22 protein-coding genes are annotated in these 25,528 nt (G+C 71.9%); 10 read left to right on the forward strand and 12 right to left on the reverse strand.

The genetic code is table 11. The features are described 5' to 3' along the window. Positions 1-9 precede the first annotated feature (9 nt). On the forward strand, positions 10-2,685 hold the full coding sequence (locus tag ACXJY8_RS07220; RefSeq protein WP_463778057.1) for an ATP-binding protein: 2,676 nt from the start codon (positions 10-12) through the stop codon (positions 2,683-2,685). A 99-nt stretch (positions 2,686-2,784) separates the two neighbouring features. On the opposite strand, the gene ACXJY8_RS07225 is transcribed toward ACXJY8_RS07220, so the two are convergent. From ACXJY8_RS07225 to serA, 3 genes are all read right to left on the reverse strand, one after another. Beyond that, a complete protein-coding gene (locus ACXJY8_RS07225; RefSeq protein ID WP_463778060.1) occupies positions 2,785-3,525 on the reverse strand; it encodes an anti-sigma factor in 741 nt (246 codons plus the stop codon). Next, positions 3,522-4,118 (reverse strand): sigma-70 family RNA polymerase sigma factor, encoded by a 597-nt coding sequence (locus ACXJY8_RS07230; protein WP_463778063.1) that lies wholly within the window; start codon positions 4,116-4,118, stop codon positions 3,522-3,524. The genes ACXJY8_RS07225 and ACXJY8_RS07230 overlap by 4 nt, the downstream gene beginning before the upstream one ends. A gap of 117 nt (positions 4,119-4,235) precedes the next feature. Next, positions 4,236-5,483 carry a phosphoglycerate dehydrogenase gene (serA, locus tag ACXJY8_RS07235; RefSeq protein ID WP_463778065.1) on the reverse strand — a complete coding sequence of 416 codons (1,248 nt, stop codon included), beginning with the start codon at positions 5,481-5,483 and terminating at the stop codon, positions 4,236-4,238. Between the two features lie 312 nt (positions 5,484-5,795). Between serA and ACXJY8_RS07240 the strand changes: the two genes are divergently transcribed. From ACXJY8_RS07240 to ACXJY8_RS07255, 4 genes are all read left to right on the forward strand, one after another. Then, positions 5,796-7,199 carry an FAD-binding oxidoreductase gene (locus ACXJY8_RS07240; RefSeq protein ID WP_463778068.1) on the forward strand — a complete coding sequence of 468 codons (1,404 nt, stop codon included), beginning with the start codon at positions 5,796-5,798 and terminating at the stop codon, positions 7,197-7,199. A gap of 86 nt (positions 7,200-7,285) precedes the next feature. Further along, positions 7,286-8,260, forward strand: coding sequence for a S1C family serine protease (locus tag ACXJY8_RS07245; RefSeq protein ID WP_463778071.1), 975 nt, complete (start codon positions 7,286-7,288; stop codon positions 8,258-8,260). Between the two features lie 355 nt (positions 8,261-8,615). Further along, entirely contained in the window at positions 8,616-10,034 is a 1,419-nt protein-coding gene (trmFO, locus tag ACXJY8_RS07250) for a methylenetetrahydrofolate--tRNA-(uracil(54)-C(5))-methyltransferase (FADH(2)-oxidizing) TrmFO (protein WP_463778073.1), read from the forward strand. 137 nt (positions 10,035-10,171) lie between these two features. Further along, positions 10,172-11,521: an MFS transporter gene (locus ACXJY8_RS07255; protein ID WP_463778075.1), complete on the forward strand. Its 1,350-nt coding sequence runs from the start codon at positions 10,172-10,174 to the stop codon at positions 11,519-11,521. Here ACXJY8_RS07255 and ACXJY8_RS07260 read toward each other — a convergent pair. Next, entirely contained in the window at positions 11,502-12,032 is a 531-nt protein-coding gene (locus ACXJY8_RS07260; protein ID WP_463778077.1) for a GNAT family N-acetyltransferase, read from the reverse strand. The genes ACXJY8_RS07255 and ACXJY8_RS07260 overlap by 20 nt on opposite strands. A gap of 183 nt (positions 12,033-12,215) precedes the next feature. Next, positions 12,216-13,934, reverse strand: a complete 1,719-nt coding sequence (locus ACXJY8_RS07265; protein WP_463780461.1) for an L-lactate permease — start codon at positions 13,932-13,934, stop codon at positions 12,216-12,218. Between the two features lie 312 nt (positions 13,935-14,246). On the opposite strand from ACXJY8_RS07265, the gene ACXJY8_RS07270 reads away from it, so the two are divergent. Next, positions 14,247-15,170: a manganese catalase family protein gene (locus ACXJY8_RS07270; RefSeq protein WP_463778079.1), complete on the forward strand. Its 924-nt coding sequence runs from the start codon at positions 14,247-14,249 to the stop codon at positions 15,168-15,170. Between the two features lie 133 nt (positions 15,171-15,303). Here ACXJY8_RS07270 and ACXJY8_RS07275 read toward each other — a convergent pair whose 3' ends face one another. The 5 genes from ACXJY8_RS07275 to yajC form a co-directional block, all read right to left on the reverse strand. Beyond that, positions 15,304-16,185, reverse strand: a complete 882-nt coding sequence (locus ACXJY8_RS07275; RefSeq protein ID WP_463778083.1) for a phytoene/squalene synthase family protein — start codon at positions 16,183-16,185, stop codon at positions 15,304-15,306. 13 nt (positions 16,186-16,198) lie between these two features. After that, entirely contained in the window at positions 16,199-16,588 is a 390-nt protein-coding gene (locus ACXJY8_RS07280; protein WP_463778085.1) for an Mth938-like domain-containing protein, read from the reverse strand. A gap of 9 nt (positions 16,589-16,597) precedes the next feature. Then, complete coding sequence (secF, locus tag ACXJY8_RS07285; protein ID WP_463778089.1) at positions 16,598-17,545, reverse strand: protein translocase subunit SecF; 948 nt, start codon at positions 17,543-17,545, stop codon at positions 16,598-16,600. 266 nt (positions 17,546-17,811) lie between these two features. Continuing rightward, positions 17,812-19,422: a protein translocase subunit SecD gene (gene secD, locus ACXJY8_RS07290; protein ID WP_463778091.1), complete on the reverse strand. Its 1,611-nt coding sequence runs from the start codon at positions 19,420-19,422 to the stop codon at positions 17,812-17,814. 78 nt (positions 19,423-19,500) lie between these two features. Beyond that, on the reverse strand, positions 19,501-19,836 hold the full coding sequence (gene yajC, locus ACXJY8_RS07295) for a preprotein translocase subunit YajC (protein ID WP_056468563.1): 336 nt from the start codon (positions 19,834-19,836) through the stop codon (positions 19,501-19,503). Positions 19,837-20,094: 258 nt separating this feature from the next. Here yajC and ACXJY8_RS07300 point away from each other — a divergent pair, with 258 nt between their 5' ends. The 3 genes from ACXJY8_RS07300 to ACXJY8_RS07310 all read left to right on the forward strand — a co-directional run bounded on the left by ACXJY8_RS07300 (position 20,095) and on the right by ACXJY8_RS07310 (position 21,736). Then, entirely contained in the window at positions 20,095-21,000 is a 906-nt protein-coding gene (locus ACXJY8_RS07300; RefSeq protein WP_463778094.1) for an ATP-binding protein, read from the forward strand. Between the two features lie 69 nt (positions 21,001-21,069). After that, positions 21,070-21,441: a BrnT family toxin gene (locus tag ACXJY8_RS07305; RefSeq protein WP_463778096.1), complete on the forward strand. Its 372-nt coding sequence runs from the start codon at positions 21,070-21,072 to the stop codon at positions 21,439-21,441. Further along, positions 21,404-21,736 carry a BrnA antitoxin family protein gene (locus tag ACXJY8_RS07310; protein WP_463778100.1) on the forward strand — a complete coding sequence of 111 codons (333 nt, stop codon included), beginning with the start codon at positions 21,404-21,406 and terminating at the stop codon, positions 21,734-21,736. The genes ACXJY8_RS07305 and ACXJY8_RS07310 overlap by 38 nt, the downstream gene beginning before the upstream one ends. Before the next feature lie 144 nt (positions 21,737-21,880). Here the strand turns inward: ACXJY8_RS07310 and ACXJY8_RS07315 are convergent, their stop codons facing one another. Then, complete coding sequence (locus tag ACXJY8_RS07315) at positions 21,881-22,294, reverse strand: DUF3597 domain-containing protein (protein WP_056468570.1); 414 nt, start codon at positions 22,292-22,294, stop codon at positions 21,881-21,883. 353 nt (positions 22,295-22,647) lie between these two features. Here ACXJY8_RS07315 and ACXJY8_RS07320 point away from each other — a divergent pair, with 353 nt between their 5' ends. After that, on the forward strand, positions 22,648-23,679 hold the full coding sequence (locus ACXJY8_RS07320) for an ABC transporter substrate-binding protein (protein ID WP_463778103.1): 1,032 nt from the start codon (positions 22,648-22,650) through the stop codon (positions 23,677-23,679). Between the two features lie 27 nt (positions 23,680-23,706). Here the strand turns inward: ACXJY8_RS07320 and ACXJY8_RS07325 are convergent, their stop codons facing one another. Next, positions 23,707-25,275, reverse strand: coding sequence for a helicase HerA domain-containing protein (locus ACXJY8_RS07325; protein WP_463778105.1), 1,569 nt, complete (start codon positions 25,273-25,275; stop codon positions 23,707-23,709). Positions 25,276-25,528 lie beyond the last annotated feature (253 nt).

A 25,528-nucleotide genomic window follows, 5' to 3' on the forward strand; every position in this document is an offset into this window, starting at 1 on the left:
GCGCGCGACATGTCAGCCCTGCCCCAATCCGAGATCGAGCGCGACCGCCTCGAGGCCCTGCGTGCCCTCTGCCTGGTCGGGACCGCGCCGGAGCCGCATTTCGACGCCGTCTGCCGGACCGCCCAGGCCTTGTTCGGGGTCCCGGTCTGCCTGATCTCGCTGGTCGAGGAGCACGAGCAATGGTTCAAGGCCCGCTGCGGCCTGGACCTGTCGGGGACCTCGCGCGCGGTCTCCTTCTGCGCGCACGCGATCCTGTCCGACGCGGTCTTCGTGGTGCCGGACGCGACGCGGGATGCCCGCTTCTCGGACAACCCCCTCGTCACCGGCCCGCCCGGCATCCGCTTCTACGCGGGCGCGCCCCTGATCCTGCGGCCGGGCATCCGGGTCGGCACCCTCTGCCTGATCGACACCCGGCCGCGCGACCTCAGCGCCGCGGAGGCGGGCCGGCTCGAGGATCTGGCGCAGGTCGTCGTCGCGCATCTGCGCCTGCACGAATCCCTGCGGACCGGCGAGGCCATGGCCCGGGAACGCGCCGCCGACATCGCCGGCCGCCGGCAGGCCGAGGCGGCGGCGGCCGAGAGCGAGGCCCGCTACCGCGACGTGCTGGACTCCACGCACGCCGCCATCCTGGGCCAGATCGCCGAGGGCGTGATCGTCACCGACACGGCGGGCCGGATCACCCTCGTGAACGAGGCGGCGGCCGCGATCCACGGCGTCGCGCGCCTCGACGTCGCGCCGGACGCCTACAGCGAGACCTACCACCTCTACACCGAGGACGGGGTTCCCTACCCGCCCGAGGATTTGCCGCTCGCGCGGGCGGTGACCGGCGCCACGGTCCTCGATGCCCGGTGGCGGGTCCGGCGCCCGGACGGCGTCGAGGTCCTGGCGATCGGCTCCGCCCGCCCCCTGGTCGGGGGCGACGGGCACCGGGTCGGGGCCGTCCTGACCATGCGGGACGACACCGCGCGCGACGCGGCCGAGCGCGCCCTGCGCGCCAGCGAGGCGGAGCTGCGGGAGCTCAACGCCACCCTGAGCGCACGGGTGGAGGCCCGCACCCGCGACGCGGAGGCGGCCAAGCGGGAGGCCGAGCGCGCGAGCCTCGCCAAGACCGAGTTCCTGGCCTCCATGAGCCACGAGATCCGGACGCCGCTGAACGCCATCCTGGGCTTCACCGACCTGATGATCGCCTCGGACCGGCTGCCCCCCGACCTGCTGCGCCAGGCCGAGCTCGTGCGCACCTCCGGGACGGCGCTGCTGACGATCGTCAACGACATCCTCGACTTCTCGAAGGTCGAGGCCGGCGCCGTGGTGCTGGACCGGCAGGCCTTCGACCCGCGGGCCCTGGTCGACGCCAGCCTGTGCATCGTGCGCGGCTCGGCCGAGCAGAAGGGCCTGGAGGTCCGGGCGACGATCGACCCGGCCCTGGCCCACAGCCTGTACGGGGACCAGACCCGCCTGCGGCAGGTGCTGCTGAACCTCCTCAACAACGCCATCAAGTTCACGACCCGCGGCTGCGTGACCCTCAACGTGCGGCGCGTGGGGACCACCGAGACCGGCGAGCGCCTGAGCTTCAGCGTGACGGATACCGGCATCGGCATCGCGCGCGCCAAGCAGGGCCGGCTGTTCCAGCGCTTCTCCCAGGTCGACGGCTCGATCGAGCGGGATTTCGGCGGCACGGGCCTGGGTCTCGCCATCTGCAAGCAGCTGATCGACCTGATGGGCGGCGAGATCGGCGTCCTGTCCGAGGCGGGAAGCGGCGCCACGTTCTGGTTCGCGCTGACCCTGCCCCTCGGGGCCGCGGCGCAGCGGGCGTCCCGGGCCGACGGCGCCGCCGTCGCCCGGCGGGCCGGGCGCCTGCTCCTCGTCGAGGACAACCGGATCAACCAGGACCTCGCCCGGGCGGTCCTGGAGCTCGGCGGCCATGCCGTCGACGTGGTCGCGGACGGCGCCGCCGCCATCCGGGCCGTGGCGGAGGGGGCCTACGACCTCGTCCTGATGGACGTGCAGATGCCGGGCATGGACGGCCTGACGGCGGCCCGGCAGATCCGCCGGCTCGGCGGCGCCGCCGCCGCGATCCCGATCCTCGCCATGACCGCCAACGTGCTGCCCGACCAGATCCGGATGTTGCGGGAGGCCGGCATGGACGACCACGTCGGCAAGCCCTTCGAGCGGGCGGACCTCTACCGGATCATCGACCGCTGGCTCGCGCGGGAGCCAGGCCGGGAGCCGGGCCGGGAGCGGGAGACGGATGCGCCGAAGCCGGGCCCGGCCGGGATCGGCCCGGGGGCGGCCGGCGGCGACGATCCGAGCCTCCTCGACCGGATCGCCTACGACGACGTGATCGGCCTGATCGGCGGCGGGCGGATCGCCGGCACCCTGAGGACCCTCGCCGAGGAGCTGGATGCCAGCTTCGCGGGCCCCTCCGGCACGCGGGAGGACCGCGACCAGCTCCGCTTCGAGGCGCATCACTGCGTGTCCTCGGCCGGGGCGCTGGGGTTCTTCGCCCTCTCGCGGGCCGCGCGCGCCCTCGAGAGCTGCAACGAGCAGCGGATCGCCCAGGAGGGCCCGGAGGCCTTCCAGCGCAGCCTCGCGGAGGTCCGCAGCCTCGCGGACCGGACGGCGCGCTACGCCGAGCGGCTCATCGCCGAACGGGACGCCGCGGCGGTCGACGCCCCGCGCGCCTAGGGCATTCTCCAGCGCGGCGGATGCGGCTCGCGTGAGGACGATGTGACCCCGCGAGAGGAGACAGCCTGTTCGGTGATCCTGGGATCACCGAAAGAGGCTCTAGTCCCGGACCAGCGTGCCGGAATAGACGACCGGCCCGGTCGGCTGGCCGGTGGGCGAGCCGCCCTCCGGCTCGACGGAGACCGCGAAGGTCCCGGCCGCGAGCGAATCGGCCGCGGCCGGCAGGACCAGGGCCTTCGCGGCGCCGCCGACGAGGCCGAGGGTCTTCGGGGCCTGGCCGGCACCGACGTACCAGAGCTCCAGGCTGCGCCCCGCCGGGGCCTGCGCCGCGACCGGGCGCACCCGGGCGGTCCCGGCCCGGGTGTCGATGCTGACGAGGAGCGCCGGGGCCTCGCCGCCGCGGCTGACCACGGCGAGATAACGCCCCTCCCCGTCCGCGGACCCGGTGCCGGGGCGCGGCCCGCCGGCGGCGATGAACAGGGCGAGCCCGGCCGCCAGGGCGGCCGCCGCGCCGGCGGCCAGGCGCCAGCGCCGCAGGGACCCCTGCAGGGCCCCGACGCGGTCGTCGTTGGCGGCGGGACCGGGGCGTGCCGCCGGCGCGCCGGCCGGCGCTTCGGTCCCGAGCCGACGGGCGATCGCCGGCCAGAGATCCGGCCCCGGCGCCACCTCGGGCGCCGCGAGGGCGAGGGGCGCCAGGCGGCGCTCCCAGGCGTCGCGCGCCGCACGGGCGGCGGGGTCCACGGCGAGTTCGAGATCCACCGCCGCCCGCTCGGGCTGCGGCAGGGTGCCGAGCACGTACTCGGCGAGGCGCAGGTCGCGCTCCTCCGGATCGGGGGTCATGGGGCACCGTCCAGGCAGCCGCGCAGGGTCGCGAGGCCGCGATGCAGCCAGGTCTTGATGGTGCTGACGGGGCGGTCGTAGCGCAGGGCGAGATCCTCCCGGGACTGGCCCTCGCAATAGGCCAGCACGATGCAGTCGCGGTGCAGCGCCTCGAGCCGGCCGAGGCAGGCCTGGAGGGCGTTGCGCCCGAGGATCGTGCCCTCGCTGTCGTGGGGGTCGGCCAGCCGCTCCACCCAATCCTCCCCGTCCTCGGTGATCGGCCCCTGGACCTCGCGGCGCCGGCGCAGGCCGTCGATCGCGCGGTTGCGCGCGATGGCGCAGAGCCAGGCCAGGGGGCGTCCGGCCGCCGGGCTGTAGGACGCGGCATTCTGCCAGACGCGCAGGAACACGTCCTGCAGAACGTCCTCGGCCGCGCCGCGATCCGGCTGGATACGCAGGATCACCCCGAGAAGTTTCGGGGCCGTCCGCTCGTACAGCGTCCGCAGGGCGGATTCGTCGCGCCGGGCGATGGTCGCGATCAGCCCGGCGAGGGCGGCGTCGGCGCGCGCGGAATCGTCCGCCGGGGGATCGCTACGCAGGGGACTGGCACGCAACGGCTGGGCTTCCTCCGTGTCCGGCGCCAGGACGGCTCGATCCGGTTGCGGTCCTTCGGGTGGAACCGTCTCGACGCAGGTTAGCCGAGGTGGCGCCGGCGTGCCACCGGCACCCCGTCAGCGGCGCTCGTAGAGCAGGCGGGCGCGGATGGTGCCGTCCAGCGCCCGGATCTCCTCCAGCAGGCTCTCGGCATCCGCGTCGGTGACGTCGGTCTCCACCACCACGTAGCCGACCTCGCCGTCGGTCTGGTAGAACTGCGCCGCGATGTTCACCCCGCGCCGGGCGAAGGTGTCGTTGAGGCGTCCCAGCATGCCCGGGATGTTGCGCTGGACGTGGATCAGGCGCGTGCCGGTGGGGCGGGCGGGCAGCTGCACCTGCGGGAAGTTCACGGTGCCGACCGTCGAGCCGATGTCGGAATAATCCACGAGCTTGCGCGCCACCTCGGAGCCGATGCGCTCCTGCGCCTCTTCCGTGGAACCGCCGATATGCGGGGTCAGGATCACGTTGGGCAGGCCCTGGAGGGGGCTGACGAAGCGCTCCTGGTTGGAGCCGGGCTCCACCGGGAACACGTCGACGGCGGCCCCCCGCAGGTGGCCGTCGCGCAGCGCCGCGGCCAGGGCGTCGAGGTCGACCACGGTGCCGCGGGCGTTGTTGATCAGGAAGGCGCCGGGCTTCATCGCCCGGATCTCGGCCTCGCCGATCATGTTGTGGGTCTCGGGCGTTTCCGGCACGTGGAGCGAGACCACGTCGCTCTGGGCCAGCAGGGTCTCCAGGCTGTCGGTGGGCTCGGTGTTGCCGTGGCGCAGCTTGTCGGTCTGGTCGTAGAACACCACCCGCATGCCCATGCCTTCCGCCAGCGTCGAGAGCTGCGAGCCGATATTGCCGTAGCCGACGATGCCCAGCGTCTTGCCGCGCACCTCCTGCGAGCCGGTGGCCGACTTGTCCCATTCGCCCGCATGGGCGCCCACCGAGCGCGGCACGATCCGGCGCAGCAGCATCACGATCTCGCCGATGACGAGCTCGGCCACCGAGCGGGTGTTCGAGTAGGGCGCGTTGAAGACCGGGATGCCGCGGTGGCGGGCGGCCTCGAGGTCGACCTGGTTGGTGCCCACCGAGAAGCAGCCCACCGCCAGCAGGCGCTCGCCATGGGCCAGGGCCGCCGCGTCGAGCTGCGTGCGCGAGCGGATGCCGAGGATGTGCGTGCCCTTCAGGGCCTCGTGCAGGGCCTCGCGATCGAGGGCCTTGGCCACCCGCACGACGTTGGTGTAGCCGGCGGCGGCGAAGAGTTCGGCGGCGCTGTCGTTGATGCCTTCGAGCAGCAGGACGCGGATCTTGTCCTTCGGGAAGGAGAGTCTTTCGGCCATGTTCGTCTTCTTCTTGGATGTCGCGCCCGGCGGGGCGGATGCGGCGCCGGGCCTTGAGGGCTGCGTGCGCGGGCCTTGGGGCTGCGCGCGGCCATCGGGCGCGCGGCGCGAGTCCCCGAATAGGCCGTGTGAGAGGCCAGTTCACCGGTCGGGTCAAGGCCCGGTCTTGAACATCGGCGGCGATTGTCAGGCCGCCCCCTTGACCCGGGCGGCCGGCGCCGGGATGCCGAGGCGACCCGTTTTCGAGCCCGCGGCCCGCCCCCGAGCCCCCGCACGAGGACCCCTCCGAGGACCCTGCCGAGGACCCCGCCCATGAGCCAGACCGCCCTGTCCGCCGACCTCCTCGGCCGCCTGGAATCCTGCCTCGGCCGGGGCGGCCTGCTCACGGGCGCGGACGATTGCGCCCCCTACGCGATCGACTGGCGCCGCCTCTTCCCCGGCCGGCCGGCCGCGGTGGCACGCCCGGGCACCACGGCCGAGGTCGCGGCCGTGATGGCGGCCTGCCACGCCGCCGGCGTCGCGGTGGTGCCCCAGGGCGGACATACCGGCCTTGCGGGCGGCGCAACGCCGGACGCCTCCGGGGCCCAGGTCGTGCTGTCCCTCGCCCGCATGAACGCGGTCCGCCGGGTCGACCCCCTGGGACTGACCCTGGAGGCGGAGGCCGGCTGCATCCTCAAGGTGGCGCAGGACGCGGCGGAGGCGGAAGGGCGCCTCCTGCCCGTCAGCCTGGCGGCGGAGGGCTCGGCCATGCTCGGCGGCGTCATCGCCACCAATGCGGGCGGCATCAACGTCCTGCGCTACGGCATGACCCGCAACCTCGTGCTCGGGCTCGAGGTGGTGCTCGCCGACGGGACCGTGGTCGACGGCCTGCGGGCCCTGCGCAAGGACAATGCCGGCTACGACTGGAAGCAGCTCTTCATCGGCAGCGAGGGCACGCTCGGCATCGTCACCGCCGCCATCCTGCGCCTCGTGCCGCGCCCGCGCCACACGGCCACGGCCCTCCTCGCGGTCCCCGACCCGGCGGCGGCCCTGCGCCTCCTGCGGGCGGCCCAGGACGCCCTGGGCGACACCATCCAGGCCTTCGAGCTGATCGCGGGCGAGTCCCTCGCCCTGGTGGCCGCGCAGGCCGGCCTCGCGAGCCCGATCGGGCCGGCCCCCTGGACCGTGCTGATGGAGGCGGGCTCGAGCCTCGAGGGCCTGCGCGAGGCGGTGGAGACGCTGCTCGGCGAGGCCCTGGAGCGGGGCGACGCCACCGACGGCGTGCTCGCCGAATCCGGCCAGCAGGCGGCCGCCCTCTGGGCCCTGCGCGAGCACATCACCGAGGCCGAGGCCCGGGCCGGCAAGAGCGTCAAGCACGACGTCTCGGTGCCGATCCCGGCGATTCCCGATTTCCTGGCGGCGGCGGGCGAGGCCCTGGCCGCGGGCGCCCCGGGCACCCGGCCGAACATCTTCGGCCACATGGGCGACGGCAACATCCACTACAACGTCCTGATCGGTCCCGAGCACGGATCGGAGGCCATCAACCGCATCGTCCACGACGCCGTGGCGCGGTTCGGGGGCAGCATCTCGGCCGAGCACGGCATCGGCCAGTACCGGGTCGACGAGCTCGTCCGCCACCGCCGGCCGGAGGAGATGGCGCTCGCCCGCCGGATCAAGGACGCCCTCGACCCGCAGGGCCTGCTCAACCCCGGCAAGGTGCTGCGCGCCGGCCCCTGATCGAAGGCCACGAGACTGTCGGAATCCGAGCCGGCGACCTATCTCCCGTCTCAACGACGCGACACGACGGCAGGAAAGACGCCCCCATGGCCTCGCCCGGAGACTGGAAGATCCCCGCATCCGCCCAGCCCAGGGCCGCCGATTACGGCTACGACCTCGAGCAGGCGCTGACCGCCATCGTGGCGCTCTCGACGCGGGTGCCGCCCGAGGCCTTCACGGCCGAGACCCTGGGCACCGAGCGGGCCGGCAACGGCGTCGTCATCGGCGAGGACGGCCTCGTCCTCACCATCGGCTACCTCGTGACCGAGGCGGACTCGGTCTGGCTCACCACCCATGACGGACGCTCGGTGCCCGGGCACGTGGTCGGCTTCGACGCGGTCACCGGCTTCGGCCTCGTCCAGGCCCTGGGCGACCTGAAGATCAAGCCGCTCAAGCTCGGGCGCTCGGGCCCGGTCCGGATCGGGGACCGGGCGGTGATGGCCGGGGTCGGCGGCCGGGCTCGCAGCCTCGCCGTGGAGATCGTCGCCCGCCAGGAATTCGCCGGCTACTGGGAATACGTCCTCGACGAGGCCCTGTTCACCGCCCCCTCGCACCCGCACTGGGGCGGGGCCGCGCTGATCGGCCCGGACGGGGCGCTGCTGGGCATCGGCTCGCTGCAGCTGCAGCAGGGCGGCACCGGGGGCCCGAAGACCATCAACATGATCGTGCCGATCGACCTCCTGATCCCGATCCTCGACGACCTCACCACCCGGGGCCGCGTCGACCGGCCGGTGCGCCCCTGGCTCGGCCTCTACGCCAGCGACGGCGAGGACGCCGTGGTGGTGATGGGACTCGCGGATGACGGCCCGGCCGAGGCGGCCGACCTGCGTCCGGGCGACGTCATCGTGGCGGTGGCGGGCGAGCCCGTCGCCGACCTGGCCGGCTTCTTCCGCCAGGTCTGGGCGCTGGGCGAGGCCGGGGTGCGGGTGCCGCTGACGATCCAGCGCGACGGCAAGCCCCTCAAGCTCTCGGTGACCTCCTCGGACCGCGAGCGCTTCCTGGTCTCGCCCCAGCTGCATTGACCCGGGGGCTTCGACCCGGGGGCTTCCCGGATTGACAGGGATTCCGGATCGGCAGGGATTCCGGATCGGCAGGGCTCCGAACTCGGGTGTCCGCCGGGCCGCCTCGGCCGGCCTGCACGGGCCCCGTCATTCCACGGTCGCGCAGCGGAGCCCGGAATCCAGACCCATAGGGCGTGCCGGGCCTGGCTGTCGTCGGCGGCTCTGGATTCCGGGCTCGCCTGCGGCGCCCCGGAATGACCGGGTGACTGTCGGAACCGGCGAGAAACACGCGGCTGCGTCGCATCGGACCGGGTCCGGAACCCTGCCCGGATCGGCCTCCATTGATCGAAGTCCCCGGCGGGTTTATCCCGTGCCGATGACGGACAGCCCTATCCATATCGTCGGCGGCGGCCTCGCCGGGTCGGAAGCCGCCTGGCAGATCGCCGAGAGCGGCCACGACGTGGTGCTCCACGAGATGCGCCCGGTGCGCGGCACCGAGGCCCATCACGGGGGCGACTTCGCCGAGCTGGTCTGCTCGAACTCCTTCCGCTCGGACGACGCCAACGGCAACGCCGTCGGTCTCCTGCACCAGGAGATGCGGACCTTACGTTCGCTGATCCTGCGCGCGGCCGACGCGCATCAGGTTCCCGCCGGCGGCGCCCTCGCGGTCGACCGCGAGGGCTTCGCCAAGGCCGTCACCGCCGCGATCGAGGCGCATCCGCGCATCCGGATCGTGCGGGAAGAGGTCGAGGGCCTGCCGCCGGAATCCTGGGGCCGGACCATCATCGCCACGGGCCCCCTCACCGCCCCCACGCTGGCGCAGGCGATCCGCGAATTGACCGGCGCCGAGGCGCTGGCCTTCTTCGACGCGATCGCGCCGATCGTGCACCGCGACTCCATCGACATGGGCAAGGCCTGGTTCCAGTCGCGCTACGACAAGGTCGGGCCCGGCGGCACCGGGGCCGACTACATCAACTGCCCGATGGATCGCGCGCAGTACGACCGCTTCATCCAGGCCCTCGTCGAGGGGGACAAGATCGGGTTCAAGGAGTGGGAGGCCTCGACCCCCTATTTCGACGGCTGCCTGCCGATCGAGGTCATGGCCGAGCGCGGCCCCGAGACCCTGCGCCACGGCCCGATGAAGCCGGTGGGCCTGACCAACCCGCACGACCCCACCGTGAAGGCCTGCGCCATCGTCCAGCTGCGCCAGGACAATGCGCTCGGCACCCTCTACAACATGGTCGGCTTCCAGACGAAGCTGACCTATTCCGAGCAGGTCCGGGTGTTCCGCACGATTCCGGGCCTGGAGAACGCTGAGTTCGCGCGCCTCGGCGGCCTCCACCGCAACACCTATCTCGACAGCCCCCGCCTCCTCGACGCGACCCTGCGCCTGAAGGCCCGGCCGTCCTTGCGCTTCGCCGGCCAGATTACCGGCTGCGAGGGCTACGTGGAGAGCGCCGCCATCGGGTTGATGGCCGGCCGCTTCGCGGTGGCGGAGGCGCGGGGCGAGGCGCTCGAACCCCTCCCCGCCACCACGGCGCTCGGCGCCCTGATCGGCCACATCACGGGCGGCCACATCGCGGCCGAGGACGCCGGCACCCCGCGCTCGTTCCAGCCGATGAACGTGAATTTCGGCCTGTTCCCGCCCCTCGACCACGCCCCGAAGGGCGAGGGCGGAAAGCGCCTGAAGGGCCCGGAGAAGGCGGTGGCCAAGAAGAAGGCCCTCACCGACCGGGCCCGGGCCGACCTCGCGGCCTGGCTCGGCCACGGACCGGCGCAGATCGCGGCCGAGTAGGGAGCCCGCCGCGGCGCCCCGAACACGCCGCCCGCATTGAAACCGCTCCGCCCCTCCCCCGCCCTAGCCTCGACGAAAAAATACGATCACGTTGGGATGAACGACCCAATGTCGAACGTATCAGGGGAGGAGCTCCGATGGCGGGCCATCCGGACCACGACCAGGGCGGCTCCCGGGCCGCCGCCGTCCTGCGGGTGACGAGCGGCAACTTCCTGGAGATGTTCGACTTCTTCGCGTTCGGGTTCTACGCCTCCTACATCGCCAAGGCGTTCTTCCCCAGCGAGAACGAGTTCGCCTCGCTGATGCTGACCTTCATGACCTTCGGGGCCGGCTTCCTGATGCGCCCGCTGGGGGCGGTGCTGCTCGGGGCCTATGTCGACCGGGTCGGGCGCCGGAAGGGGCTCATCGTCACCCTGGCGATCATGGCCGCCGGCACGGTCCTGATCGCCCTCGTGCCCGACTACGCCACCCTCGGCCTCCTGGCGCCCGCCCTGGTGCTGGTCGGCCGCCTGCTCCAGGGCTTCTCGGCCGGGGTCGAGCTCGGCGGCGTCTCGGTCTACCTCGCCGAGCTGGCGCCCCCGGGCCGCCAGGGCTTCTACGTCGCCTGGCAGTCGGGCAGCCAGCAGGTGGCGATCATGGCGGCGGCGGCCATCGGCTACGCCCTCAACCGCCTGCTGTCGCCGGCCGAGATGGGCGCCTGGGGCTGGCGCATCCCGTTCCTGATCGGCTGCCTGCTGGTGCCCTTCCTGTTCTACATCCGGCGCTCGCTGCAGGAGACCCCGGCCTTCCAGGCCCGCAAGGTCCACCCGCCGGTGGGCACGGTGCTGCGCACCCTGGGGCGGAACTGGCGGATCGTCGGGCTCGGGATGCTGATGGTGGCGATGACCACGATCGCGTTCTACGCCATCACGGTCTACACGCCGACCTTCGGCAAGAGCGTGCTCAAGCTCTCCGACACCGACAGCCTGATCGTCACCTTCTGCGTCGCGGTCTCGAACCTGTTCTGGCTCCCCGTGATGGGGGCGCTCTCCGACCGGATCGGCCGGCGCCCGATCCTGCTGCTGTTCTCGGGCCTGACCCTCGTCACCGCCTATCCGGCCCTGGCCTGGCTCGTGGCGCACCCGACCTTCGAGACCATGCTGGCGGTGCTGCTGTGGCTGTCCTTCCTGTACGGCAGCTACAACGGCGCCATGGTGGTGGCGCTCACCGAGATCGTGCCGCCGGAGGTGCGCACGGCCGGGTTCTCCCTGGCCTATTCCCTGGCGACCGCCCTCTTCGGCGGGATGACGCCGCTGATCTCGACCTCGCTCATCGAGGCCACCGCCAACAAGGCGGCCCCCGGCCTCTGGATGGCCCTCGGCGGCGCCTGCGGCCTCCTCGCCACGGCCGTCATCTACCGCCAGCGCGCCCGCGGGGCGGAGCGGGGCGCCCAGGCCAAAACCCAGGCCCAGGCCCAGGTCCCGCCGGTCACGCCGGCGCGACCGTGAAGATCCGGCGCCCGGGCAGCTGGCCCGGGTCGCCGGTATCGCGGAAGCCGACCTTGCGCAGGAGGCCGACCGAGGCCGCGTTCTCGGGGCGGACCTGGGCGATGATGACGCGGTGGGGGAAGCGCGCGCGCAGCAGGCCCAGAGCGGCGGTGACCGCCTCGGTGCCGAGCCCCTGCCCCCGCGACGCCCCGCCGACCCAGTAGCCGACCTCGACGGCGTGGTCGCCGCGCAGGTGCAGGCCGATCACCGCCGCGAGCGCGCCGTCCGCCCGCAGCCAGGCGCCGAGGAAGCAATCCTTCGTCACCTTGGCCGGGCCGATGAGCTGGCGCGCGTCCTTCAGGGTGAAGGGCGCGGGCAGGAAGTCGACCGCCCCGGTGATGGCCGGGTCGTCGGTCAGGGCGCGCAGGGCCTCGGCGTCGGACGGCGCCAGCGGCGCGAGGCGCAGCCGCCCGGTCTCGACCGGCTTGAGGTTCGCGAGGCTGTAGCGCGCGGCGAGCTTGCGGAAGAACATCCCCAGGACTTGCCCCCGCGCGGTCCCGGACACAAGCGGCATCGCGCGCGGCCGGACACGGAGCCGCGTGGCGCCGGGAAAAAGCCGCGTGGCACCGGGAAAAAGCCGCGTGGGGCAACAAAAAACCCGCCCCGGATCGTCTCCGGGGCGGGCCCTGTCGTCGGGCGGGGGGGCGAATCGCCCCTAGGGGTGGATCACCATCGCGCTGAACGGGTGCACGTAGGCCTGCAGCATCACGAGGCCGCCGACCAGGCAGGCCAGCACGATCGAGTGCCAGAACACGAAGCGCAGGATCTTGCCCTCCTGGCCGAAATAGCCGGTGGCGGTGGAGGCGACGACGATCGACTGGGCGTCGATCATCTTGCCCATCACGCCGCCCGACGAGTTCGCCGAGGCCATGAGGATGCCCGACAGGCCGAGCTGCTCCGAGGTGATCTTCTGCAGGCCGCCGAAGAGCACGTTGGAGGCCGTGTCCGAGCCCGTGAGCGCCACGCCGAGCCAGCCGAGCAGCGTCCCGAAGAACGGGTAGAGGATGCCGGTGCCCGCGAAGGCGAGACCCAGGGTGGCGTCGACGCCAGCGTAGCGGGTGAGCACGCCCAGCGCGAGCATCGCCGCGATGGTGATGAGCGAGTAGCGCAGCACCCAGATCGTCTCGATGTAGGCCGTCACCAGGCGCCAGGGCGAGAAGCGCATGATCAGGCCGGAGATGATCGCCGCGAACAGCACGCCGGTGCCGGTGTAGGACATGTAGGTGAAGGCGAAGACGGCCGCTTCCGGATGGGCCTTGGCCACCACCGGCGGTACCTTCATGATCACGTTGTGCAGGCCCGGCACCTCGTACTTCCAGGTGAAGATCGGGTTGACGAGGCTCTTGAACCAGCCGGTGCCCCAGATCGCCACGATCACCGAGAGGATGATCCACGGGACCCAGGCCATCGCGATCTCGCGGGAGGTCGCGGTGCGGCCGCCGAGATCCACCTTGGGCAGGTCGCCCGGCACGGCGGCGCCGAGCGAGACCGGACGGCCGCCGTTGACGTAGCCGAGGGACGGGTCGTTGCCGCGCAGCGCCGGGGAGGTCCAGATCTCCTTGGGCTGCCAGACCTTGAGGAAGGCCACCAGGGCGGCCATCGAGATCAGCGAGGCGCCGATGTCGACGATCCAGGGGTTGACGTAGTTCGAGATCAGGAACTGGGCCGCCGCGAAGGAACCGCCGCAGACCAGGATCGGGGGCCAGATCTTGATCATGCCGCGGAAGCCCGCGAACACCCAGATCAGCCAGAACGGCACGATGATCGAGAAGAACGGCAGCTGCCGGCCGATCATGGCGCCGAGGATGTAGGGGTCGTAGCCCGTCACCGAGGCGAGGCCCTGGATGGGCGCGCCGAGCGCGCCGTAGGCCACCGGTGCGGTGTTGGCGATGAGCGAGAGGCCCGAGGCGGCGAGCGGCGAGAAGCCGAGGCCGATCAGGATCGCGCCCGTCACCGCCACCGGGGTGCCGAAGCCGCCCGCGCCCTCGAAGAAGGCGCCGAAGGCGAAGGCCACCAGCAGGAGCTGGAGCCGCCGGTCCGTGGTGATGCCCGCCACCGATTGCTGCAGGGTGGCGAACCAGCCCTTCTCCACCGTCAGGCGGTAGAGGAAGATGACGTTGAGGATGATCCAGCCGATGGGGAACAGGCCGAGGGCGACGCCGTAGCCGGAGGCGCGCAGGGCGAGGTCGCCCGGCATGCCGAACAGGAAGACGGCGACGCAGAAGGCCAGCACGAGGGAGAGCACGGCCGCGATATGGGCCTGCACCTTGCCGCTCGCGATCATGCCGAGCAGGGCGATGACGGGCAGCGAGGCCGCCAGGGTCGAGAGCCAGGCGTTCCCGAATGGGTCGTAGACCTGATTCCAGGTGGTCACTGTGTTCACGGGCGCCGTACTCCTCCAGGGCAGCCCGATCTCGTGCCGGGCCTTGCTCCTGTAGCTAGCAGAGCCATTCGGCCGGCTCAACGCGGTTAATCATGTATTCAGAGGGTGTTGCACGTAGACCCGCGCCCGACGTCGCGGCGCGCCCCGCGTTCTCCGCCCGGACTCCGCCAGGACTCCGCCAGGACTCTGCCAGGACTCCGTGATGTCGCGGCCCACGCATTCCGGCCGGAGCGCGCGGAACATGCACCTCCGGCGGCCACTTCCCTATCGAGACCCCAGGCGAATGGAAGCGGAGATCGATCTATGTTTATGCGCGTCGACAAGTTGCAGGCCGAGCTGCCCGCCCCGAAGCGGAAGGATCCGAATGCCGCCGCGGCCCTGCAGGAACTGCTCGGGGGCAAGTACGGCGAGATGTCGACTCTGGGAAACTACATGTTCCAGAGCTTCAATTTCCGCAGCAAGTCGAAACTGCGCCCGTTCTATAGCCTGGTCGCCGCGATCACGGCCGAGGAACTCGGTCACGTGGAGCTGGTCAGCAACGGCGTGGCGATGCTCAACAACGGTCCCGACAACGACGGCGACGCCAAGGACGGCGGCGACATCTCGAAGGCGCCGTTCGAGGACATGAAGGACATCCGTCTGGCGGCCGCCTTCCTGTCGAACGGCGGCGGCGTGACGCCGGTGAACAGCAACGGCGCCTCCTGGAACAACGATTTCATCACCACCACGGGCAACGTCGTGGTGGACCTGCTGCACAACTTCCACCTCGAATGCGGCGCCCGCCTGCACAAGCTGCGGGTCTACGAGACCCTGACCGACCCGACCGGCCGCGAGGTCTGCGGCTACCTGCTGGTGCGCGGCTCGGTCCACGCCCACGCCTACGCCCTGGCCCTGAAGAAGATCACCGGCGTCGAGATCGAGAAGTTCCTGCCGACGCCGAACATCAACCTCGACAAGATCCCCGAGTGCCAGAAGTACCTGCAGGAGGGCTCGCACCGCCGGCTCTACACCTTCAGCCCGGGCGACTACACCGAGATGGCCGGCATCTGGGGCAACGGCGAGATGGCCCTGCCGGGCGACCCGCCGGGCGAGCTCAGCGTCGTCGAGGGCATGCCGGACGGCGGCAAGATCCACCAGCTCACCGGCGTCCCCTCCGCCTTCACCCCGGACTACGCGCCGCAGGAGATGTTCGAGATCGCCGAGAAGCTGACGAAGAAGGCCCGCTGAGCCGGAGGCTCCGGGCGGGACGCCTCGCGGCCCTCGGCCCGGACCTCGGCACGGGACGACACGGGGCGGCTCCTTCGTGGCCGCCCTTCTTCGTGGCCGCGGCCCTGCTCCAAGCCCGGCCGACGGATGCGGCTCAGCCCCGGCGGGAGGCGCGCCACAGGGTCCAGAGGCGGCGCCAGCGCGGAATCTCGACGACCGTGTTGAGCGGGTCGTAGCCCGGCCGCTCCATGGCGGCGAGGTAGGGCTCCACCAGGGCGACGGCCAGGAAGGCGGGGCGCGCGGCCGGCGCGATGGTGGCGCGGGCCGCCTCGTAGGCCTTGAGGTGCCGGCGCGCGAGGGCCCGCAGGTCGGCGGCGGCGCGCAGGAGCCCGGGCCCGCCGCGCCCGGTGACGATGTCCTCGCGGGTGACGCCGTAGGTCTTGAGGATGTCGGCGGGCAGGTAGACTTGGCCGGCGCGGGCGTGCCAGGGCAGCGCCCGCAGCAGGCCGGTGACCCCGTAGGCGACGCCGGCATGGCCGGCCGCGGCCGCGCCGCCGGGCTCGGCCCCGTCGCAGAGCACGAGGCCGCCGAGGCGGATCAGGGCCGAGACGGTCTCGCCGCAATAGCCCTCGAGGTCGTTCACCCGGGGCATCGGGTCCTCGTAGAGGTCGAAGACCCGGGCATCGATCAGGTCGACGAAGGGCTGGCGCCCGAGCTTGCGCCGCACGATGGCGTCGTCGAGGGCGGCGGCGACGGGGTTGGCCTTCACGTCGCCGCGGGCCTCGCCCTGGAGGGCATCGCGCCACCATTGCAGGCGGATCTCGCCCGCCATCGGGTTGGAGGCGGCCTCGCGGACCCGCGCGACGGTGAGGCTGAAGGCGATGAGGGCGAAGAGGTGGGGCCGGGCGGAAGCGGGCGCGAAGAGGGTGGCGAAGTAGCGGTCGGGATCGCCCTCCCGGACCAGGGCCTCGCAGTGCTGGAAGGCGAAGCCGAGGTTGTCCTCGGCCGGGCTGGTCCGGGTGTCCGAATCCGTCATGTCCCGCGCTTCATCATGCGACCGCGATCAGGGCGGCGGCGACCTTGCGGTTCTCCGCCATGAGGATGTTGTAGGTGCGCGCCGCGGCCCCCGTCTGCATCACGTCGAGGCCGATGCCGCCCTCCTTGAGCCAGCGCCGGAGCGCATCGGGAAAAGGCGCGATGTCGAGCCCGGTTCCGACGAGGAGGAGTTCCACCGCCCCGGCCTCGGCGAGGACCGGGCGCAGGGCGTTCCGGTCGATGGCGCGGGGCTCGGTCACGTCCCAGGCCCGGATGCCGGACGGCGTGACCAGGATCGAGCCGCGATGCGACATCTCGGCGAAGCGGAAGCCGCCGTTGCCGTAGGCGTCGATGAGGTGGCGCCCGGGAACGAAGCCGTCGTGCAGGCTGCCGGAGGACGCCATGGCCGCCCCCTACTCCGCCGCCTGGGGCAGGCGCCCGCCGGCCGGGCGGCCTTGCGCCTTCACCCCCGAGAGCATCAGGCCGAGATAGATCAGCACCGGCGTCGAGACGAAGATCGCCGAGTAGGTGCAGATCACGACGCCGGCCAGCATCACCACGGCGAAGCCCTTGATGGCCTCGCCGCCGAACAGCACCAGGGCGAGCAGCGACAGGAAGGCCGAGGTCGCGGTCATCACGGTGCGCGACATGGTGGAGTTGATCGAGAGGTTGAGGAGCTCCACCGTGGGGATGGTCTTGTAGCGCCGCATCAGCTCGCGGGTCCGGTCGAACACCACGACCGTTTCGTTCAGGGAGTAGCCGACGATGGTCAGGATCGCGGCGATCGAGGTCATGTTGAACTCGATGCGGGTGATGACGAAGACGCCGAGCGTCAGCACGATGTCGTGCAGGGTGCCGACGATGGCGCCGAGCGCCAGCTCCCGCTCGAAGCGGAACCAGAGGTAGAACAGCACCGCCAGCACGGAAAGCACGACGCCGATGGTGCCGGACTGCACGAGCTCGCCCGAGACGCGCGGGCCCACGGTCTCGGTGCGGCGGAACTCGTAGTCGGCGTCGAAGGCGGCATGCGCCTTCTGCATCACCGCGGTCTGGCCCTGCTCGCCCGGCTGCAGGGGGAAGCGCACCAGCACGGTGCCTTCGCCGCCGAGTTCCTGCACCTCGGTCTCGCCGAAGCCGAAGCCGTTGGCGGTGTGGCGCACGGCCCCGACATCGGCCGTCCTCGATTTGGCCTGCAGCTCCACCAGGGTGCCGCCCTTGAAGTCGATGCCGAAATTCAGGCCGACGGTGAGGAACAGCACCACCGTGGCCACCGACAGGAAGGCCGAGAGCGGGAAGGTGAGGCGCCGGAAGCGCATGAAGTCGACGTGCGACTCGTCGGGCCAGAGGCGGAGCAGGCGCATGATCGGTCTCGGGTCTTTCGGCGATGCGGTCGATCGGGCTTCTGCGTGGCCGCGCTCGTCTCCTCCGGGCTCCACGTCATTCCGGGGCGCCGCAGGCGAGCCCGGAATCCAGAAACACAGGCGGAGATCGTCCTGCCGCGCCGGTGCGTCTGGATTCCGGGCTCCGCTGCGCGGCCCCGGAATGACGTGGTGGCGTGGCGACCGAGCGGATCACGCGAAAATCGGATCGACCTCCTCTTGCAAACGGTGAACGTGCGGACGGCGGATTAGAACGGCAGGGCCTTGGGCCGGGCCATGTTGTACCACAGGGCGATCATCATCCGGGTCAGGGTCACGGCGGTGATGACCGTCGTGAGGATGCCGAGGATGAACACCACGGCGAAGCCCTTCACCGGGCCGGAGCCGAGGAAGAACAGGATCAGGGCGGCGATCGCCATGGTCGAGTTCGAATCGATGATGGTGGCGAAGGCCTTGTCGAAGCCGGCCTGGAGCGCCGAGACGATGGAGCGGCCCGCCCGCACCTCCTCGCGCACGCGCTCGTAGATCAGCACGTTGGAATCCACCGCCGTGCCGATGGTGAGCACGATGCCGGCGATGCCCGGCAGGGTCATGGTCGCCTCCAGCACCGACATCAGGCCGAGGATGAGACCCACGTGCACGATGAGGGCGATGTTGGCGAAGAAGCCGAACACCCCGTAGGTGGCGAACATGAAGGCGATCACGAGGGCGCCGGCCACCAGGGTGGCGTACTTGCCGGCCTGGATCGAGTCGCTGCCGAGGCCGGGGCCGACCACGCGGCGCTCGACCACGGTGAGCTTGGCCGGCAGCGCGCCGGCCCGCAGCAGGATCGAGAGCTCGTTGGCCTGGGCCACGGTGAAGTTGCCGGTGATCTGGCCCGAGCCGCCGGTGATCGGCGTGTTGATACGGGGGGCCGAGACCACCTCGTTGTCGAGCACGATGGCCATGCGGCGGCCGACATTCTCCGAGGTCGCCTGGCCGAAGCTCTGGGCGCCCTTCAGGTTGAACTTGAAGCTGACCATCGGCTCCTGGGTCTGATGGTCGAAGGCCGGCTGCGCGTCGGTGAGGTCGGCGCCGGAGGCCATCACGCGGCGCTCGACGGGGACGCGGGCGCCCTTCTCGTCCTTGGAGGGCAGCAGGTCGACGTCGCCGGAGGGCGAATCCGCCAGCATGCGGAACTCGAGCTTGGCCGTCTTGCCGAGCTGGTCCTCCAGCTTCTGCGGGTCCTGGAGGCCCGGGACCTGGACCAGGATGCGGTCGGCGCCCTGCTGCTGGATCGAGGGCTCCTTGGTGCCGCCGAAATCGATGCGGCGGCGGATGACCTCGATGGCCTGGGTCACGGCCCGGCGCGTCCGGTCGGTGAGGCCCGCATCCGTCAGGGTGAGCTGGATCACGCCCTCGGGCTTCTCGGCGATGGCCAGGGTCTGGCCGCCGCCCTGGCCCACCAGGGCGTTGGAGATCGGCTGCGAGAGCTCGCGCAGCTTGGGCAGCACCTTGGCGCGGGCGGCCTCGTTCGAGATCCGGAGCTGGACGCCGCGCGGGATGATCTGGATGCCGCCCTCCGGCGTGACGCCGCCGGCCTCGCGCAGGACCCGGCGGACGTCGTCGCGCAGGGCCGTCGTCAGGGACTTGGCGAGGTCGTTCTGGTCGACCTCGAGGAGGAGCTGCGAGCCGCCCTGGAGGTCGAGGCCGAGCACGATGGCGCGCTGGGGCACGATCCAGCTCGGGAACCAGCCCGGCAGGGAGGCCATGAAGTGGCCGCGCTGCTCGGCCGAGAAGAAGCTCGGCACGGCGAGGCTGAGGCCGATCAGGATGACGGCCAGCGTCGTGACGATCTTGGTTCTCGAGAAGCGCAGCATCCGCCGGGTCCGTCCTGTGTCCGTTTCCTCATGGGTGCCGCGGGCCGTAGCCCCGCCCGCAGCGCCCGGGTCGCCGCCTCAGGCGGCCTTGACCGGCGCGCCCTTGACGCGGACTTCCGAGATCATCGTGCGCACGACCTTGACGCGGACGTTGGGCGCGATCTCGACCTCGATCTCCGAGGCCTCGTCGGCCACCTTGGTGACGCGGCCGACGATGCCGCCGGTGGTGACGACGGTGTCGTCGCGGCGCACGTTCTTGACCATGTTCTGATGCTCCTTCACGCGGCGCTGCTGCGGGCGGAGGATCAGGAAGTACATGATGACGAAGATGAGGACGAACGGCACCACCTGCAAGGCGATGTCCGCTCCGCCAGCGGCCGAGGTGGCCCCTTGCGCGAAGGCGGGGGTGATCAAGCGGGTGACTCCTCAAGGATAAGGCCCGCGCCGCCAGACCCTCGGTCGAGGGGGCGTCCGGGCTTGTCAAAAAGCGCGCGGACTATAGCCACGGCCTAAGTGAAAGCAACGCCGCCCGGGTGAGGCGAATGGGTCGCCGCTCCGCAAATCGCCGGCCGGGATGCGATTTATCGGGTTCATCGCGGCGTCCCGGCACCGTAAAGCACGGCACCCGCCGCACCGGCCCCAGCGCTGGACCTTGAGTTCGAGGAACCGTCCATGACCGCCACGCCCCCCGCCGACCCGGCCGTCGATCCGGCAACCCTGGCGGCGTTCCTGCCGGTGCTGGAGCGGATCGCCGCCGCCCTGGAGCGCGCCGCCCCCGCCCCGCGCGCGCCCGTTGACCTGACGGAAGCCGACGCCTTCCTGTGGGGCCCGGAGCGGCGGCTGATCCCGGTGGCCCGCGTCAACCGGGTGGCGATCGGCCTGCTCACCGGCATCGACCGGGCCCGCGACACCCTGGTGGAGAACACCCAGCGCTTCGCCGACGGCCTGCCGGCCAACAACGCGCTGCTCTGGGGCGCGCGCGGCATGGGCAAGTCCTCCCTGGTCAAGGCGGCGCAGGCCGAGATCAACGCCGCGCGGGCGCCGGGCGCCCTCCCGTTGAAGCTCGTGGAGATCCACCGCGAGGACATCGAGGCGCTGCCCGACCTGATGGCGACCCTGCGGGGCGACGCCCATCGCTGGATCGTCTTCTGCGACGACCTCTCCTTCGACGGCGACGACACCTCCTACAAGTCCCTGAAGACGGCGCTGGACGGCGGCATCGAGGGACGGCCCGAGAACGTGCTGTTCTACGCCACCTCGAACCGGCGCCACCTCCTGGCCCGGGACATGGTGGAGAACGAGCGCTCCACGGCGATCAACCCGGGCGAGGCGGTGGAGGAGAAGGTCTCCCTCTCGGACCGCTTCGGCCTCTGGCTCGGCTTCCACAAGTGCAGCCAGGACGAGTACCTGGCGATGATCCGCGCCTACGTGGCGCAGCACGGCCTGAAGGCGGACCCCGACCGCGTCCGGGCCGAGGCGCTGGAATGGGCGACCACCCGCGGCTCGCGCTCGGGCCGCACCGCGTTCCAGTTCATCCAGGACCTCGCCGGCCGCCTGGGGCAGCGGCTGGAGGGCTAAAGGCGGTCCGAACCCACCGCGCGACAACACCACTGGTTGCAGACCAGGAGTACCACTCCCTAAGATCGTATGCGCGTCGGGTCGATCGCGACAGCGATCCTCTCCGCACGTCATACCACCGGCCGGGGAACGATGGGCGAGACGGAGCGCACGGTCTGGGATGATCTCAAGGGCGCTTCGAACCGTGCGCTTCACGGAATCGATTTTGCGGACCTCGACGATGTCTTCGACGGACGCTTCGCGCTGGTCGTCGAGGATAGACGGTGGGACTACGGCGAAAAACGGTTCAATATGCTCGTCGCGCACGGCGGGGTCATTCTGAACGTCACGTTCGCGGTGCGTACGCCCAAGTATCGGATCATTTCGGCCCGCCTCGCGGGCCGGAAGGAAAGGAGGACCTTCCATGACTGCGAGCAAGCCGGCCGAGGGGATCCCGGGTGAGAGAAGTTCTGGCCAGAGGAGTGCAGGACGTACGGACTGGGTCGCCCTCCGCGCCAGAACGGAGGCGGAGGTCGAGCGGATGGCGGCGGAGGACGTCGACAATCCGGCCACCGACGAGAGCCATTGGACCGAGGCGACGACCACGCTGCCGCCGGTCCAGAGGACCGTTCCCGTGGGCTTCGACCAGGACGTCGTCGCGTTCTTCAAGCGCGGGGGCGAAGGCTATCAGGCCCGCATGAACGCCGTGCTGCGCCGCTACATGGAGGACGAGCAGGCGGGGCGGACATCCGACTGAGGGCCTCGTTCCGTCGCGGGCCTGCCCCTCACTAGCGCAGCCGCCGGCGACCCGGACCGCCCTCAAAAAAAGGGCAGGGAACGCCGTCCCCTGCCCCCGTGGAGGCGGCCCGAAATCAGGCCGCGCCGGACACCTCCGGAAAGATCAGTCCTTGAGATCGGCCGGGACCTTGCCGCCGTTCTCCTCGAGCTTCTTGATGACCTGCTTGTGCAGCCAGACGTTCATCGTGGCCGAGTCCTCCTTGTCGCCCGTGTAGTGCAGCTCGTCGGCGAGCTGCTTGCGGGCGGTGAGGCTCGAATCGAGATCGAGGAGCTTCATCAGGTCGACGATCGAGGTGCGCCAGTTCAGGGTCTGGGAATTCTTCGCCGCCATGCCGTTGAGCACCTCCTCGACATCGACCGGGCCGCCGGCCGGGGCGCCGGTGCTGGTCGGGGTCGAGGCGGGGGCGTCCGAGCCGCCGGCGGAGGGCTGTGCGTTCGCCTCGGACGGCTTGGCCTGCGCGTCGCCGCCGCCGAAGGGATGGAGGATCTTGCTGACGATGCTGCCGAGGAGGCTCATAACAGTTCTTCCCTCAATCTCACGTCGGCGGCCGGTGCCGCGACGGGGTGACAACGGGGTGGGTCCGGACCCGTTCCCGTAACGGGACGGATCAGGACGGCGGCGCAGGCGAATTCGACGGACTCTCGACGGGGCCGGCCGGCCCCGTCGATCTTCGTTGGCCAGAGATTCCTCTTCTCCGTGACGCGATCGGCGGAGATGAAAACGCCAAACATCCGGGGCGGGAGGCCGAGACGAGAGCGGATTCTTGCACTGGCGCCCCGTGCGTGCCACTGCGCGGCATCCTCCCCGGCCCCGCCGCACGCCGTCCCGCCGCGTGGGGCGGGCCCCGCCCCCGACCGGATCCCTGATCGATGCGCCCGACCCGCCGTGCCGCCGCCTTCGCCACCCTCGCCACGCTCTTCGCCCTCGCCGCCGGCCCGGCCGCGGCGCAGACAGCCGCCCCGGTCCCGGTGCGCATCGGCGTCATCCCGGTGATCGGGGCGGCGCCGATCTTCGTGGCCAACGGCGAGGGCTGGCTCAAGGAGGCGGGCCTCAGCCCGACCTTCACCACCTTCGAATCCGGCCCGAACATGATCCAGGCCCTGGCCTCGGGCACCATCGACGTCTACGTCGCCGGCGTCGCGCCCCTGGCCGTCGCCCGCACCAAGGGCATCGACGTGCGGGTGGTGGCCGCCACGGCCGTCGAGGAGATGGTGTTCGTGGCGGGCCCGAAGCTCGCCCCCTACTTCGCCGACGGCGCCGACAAGGCGCAGGCCTTCGCGAAGTTCCGGGCCCAGGAGGGCAAGGCCGCCCGCCTCGCCACCCAGCCGCCGGGCTCGGTGCCCAACACCACCCTGCAGCACTGGCTCTGGCAGGTGGCCAAGGCCGACAAGGCCAATGCCGAGGTGGTGCCCATGGGCATCGACGCGACCCAGCAGGCGATGCTGGCCGGGGCCGTCGACGGCGCCTCGATCCGCGAGCCGGCGCTCACCATCGTGCAGATGCGCAATCCCGCCATCAAGCTCATCGCCACCGGGGGCGAGATGTTCCCCGACCAGCCCGGCACCGTGGTGGGCGTGTTCGGCGCCTTCGCCGACAAGAACCCCGCCGCCGTCGAGGGCCTGGTCAAGGCCGTGGTGCGGGCCACCGAGCTCCTGAAGAGCGACCCGGCCCGCGCGGCCAAGCCCGTGGAGGCGGCGCTGGGCAAGGGCATCACCGACACCGCGACCATCACCCGGGCCCTGACCTCGCCGGCCGCCCGGTTCACCGCCGATCCGCGCCAGATCATCGAGGCCACGAAGAAGATGCAGGCCTACCAGGTCTCCATCGGCACCCTCGACAAGGACGTGCCCCTGGAGGGCCTGTTCGAGCCGAAATACTACGAGGCCGCCACGAAGCGTTGAGGCGTCCGGGCCGGTTCGCCCGGGGGCCTACTCGGCAGCGAACAGCCCGGGCAGGCCGGCATCCCCCGCCGGGGGCGCGGCCGGGCCGCCGGGCTTCGCCTCGGTCGGGGCCTTCGGGTCGCCCGGCCCGGTCTCGCAGGCGAGCGCCGGCAGGGCGACGATGCGGTTGCCGCGGTAATCCATGCGGCACACGATGGTGCCGCGGGTCTCCACATAGGCGAGCAGGCGCCGGGCCCGGCCCGGCGAGCGGCTGCCGATCGCCCGGGCCAGGGCCTCGTCGCCGGGACAGGGCTCCCCGGCGAGCGCCGCGCGGGCGAGGAGGAGGAACAGGCCCTGGACCTCGTCCGGCAGGGTGGCGGCGACCGCTTGCGCCTCCTCCCAGCGCCCGTCCGCCTCGTCCGGGGCGACGTCGGCCCCGTCGAACCCGGCCCGGGCGACGCCGAGGCGGCGGCGGAAGGCCGCCAGGCTGATCGCCTCGCCGTCGAGGCCGCGCATCCGGCAGCGCACGAGGAAGTCCTGGTAGACCACCGCCACCGGCTGGCCGCCGGCATCCGGGTCGGCGGCGATGCCGCGCAGGACCGTGTCGAGCCCGGCCCGGATCTCCTCCTCGCTGAGCGGCGTGGGCGCCTCCACCGGCTCGGGCCGGTAGGCGCTGAGCTCGCGCATGAGGTCGGCCGGGGTGGCGCGCGGCACGGGCGGCGTGCGCGGCGCCGGGGCCCAGCCCTGGGCCGGCTCGTCGGGCGCGCGGGTGAGGATGAGGGCGCGCAGGTCCGCATCCGCCGGGGCGGGCAGCGGCACGAGCTTGGGCGAGCCCGAGCGCGCCGAGGTGGTCACCGGGCCGATGCGCAGGGCCAGGGGCCGCCGGCTCAGGGCCGGGCCCAGCGCCACGAACTCGCCGCGCGACAGGTCGCGAAACCGCTCGGCGCCGCGCCGGTCGAGGCCGAGGAGGTCGGCCGCGCGCGCCATGTCGATGTCGAGGAAGGTGCGCCCCATCAGGAAGTTGGTGGCCTCGGCCGCGACGTTCTTGGCGAGCTTGGCGAGGCGCTGGGTCGCGATGATGCCGGCCAAGCCCCGCTTGCGGCCCCGGCACATCAGGTTGGTCATGGCGCCGAGCGAGGCCTTGCGCGCCTCGTCCGAGACGTCGCCGGCCGCCGCCGGCGCGAAGATCTGGGCCTCGTCGACCACGATCAGGGCGGGGTGCCAATGGCTGCGCTCGGCCTCGAACAGGCCGCCCAGGAAGGCGGCCGCGGCGCGCATCTGCGCCTCCATGTCGAGGCTCTCCAGGGTGAGCACCACCGAGACCCGGTGCGCCCGCACCCGCGCGGCGATGGCCTGGAGGTCGGCCTCCCCGTGGGCGCCGTCCACCACCACGTGGCCGTAGGCCTCGGCCAGCGTGACGAAGTCGCCCTCGGGGTCGATCACCACCTGCTGCACCGCGCCGGCGCTCTGCTCCAGCAGGCGCCGCAGCAGGTGCGACTTGCCCGAGCCCGAATTGCCCTGGACCAGGAGACGCGTGGCCAGGAGCTCCTCGAGGTCGAGGCGCGCGGGCTCCGCCCCCGGCCCCATGCTCAGACCCATCTCGATGCCGACCGTCATGCCTGCTCCGGCTCCCGCGCCGAGGCTCGTCCCCGGGGCTCCCTCAAGCTCTCGCACGAAGGTCTTAACACGCGCGCCCCGCGGCGGGTCCGCCCGGCGGGAGCGGCGTCCACAGGCCAGGGGACGCACCCGGTGGCCGGCGGACCGGCGCGATGCCGTTTCGTTCCGCTTTCGTTCGACGGGCCGAGCGGGCTCGATCCGGACTGAGCCTCGTGTCCTAGGAATATCGGCGTAGGTTCTCTGTCCTGGGCTT

The organism is Methylobacterium sp. TK31 (genome assembly GCF_055361545.1).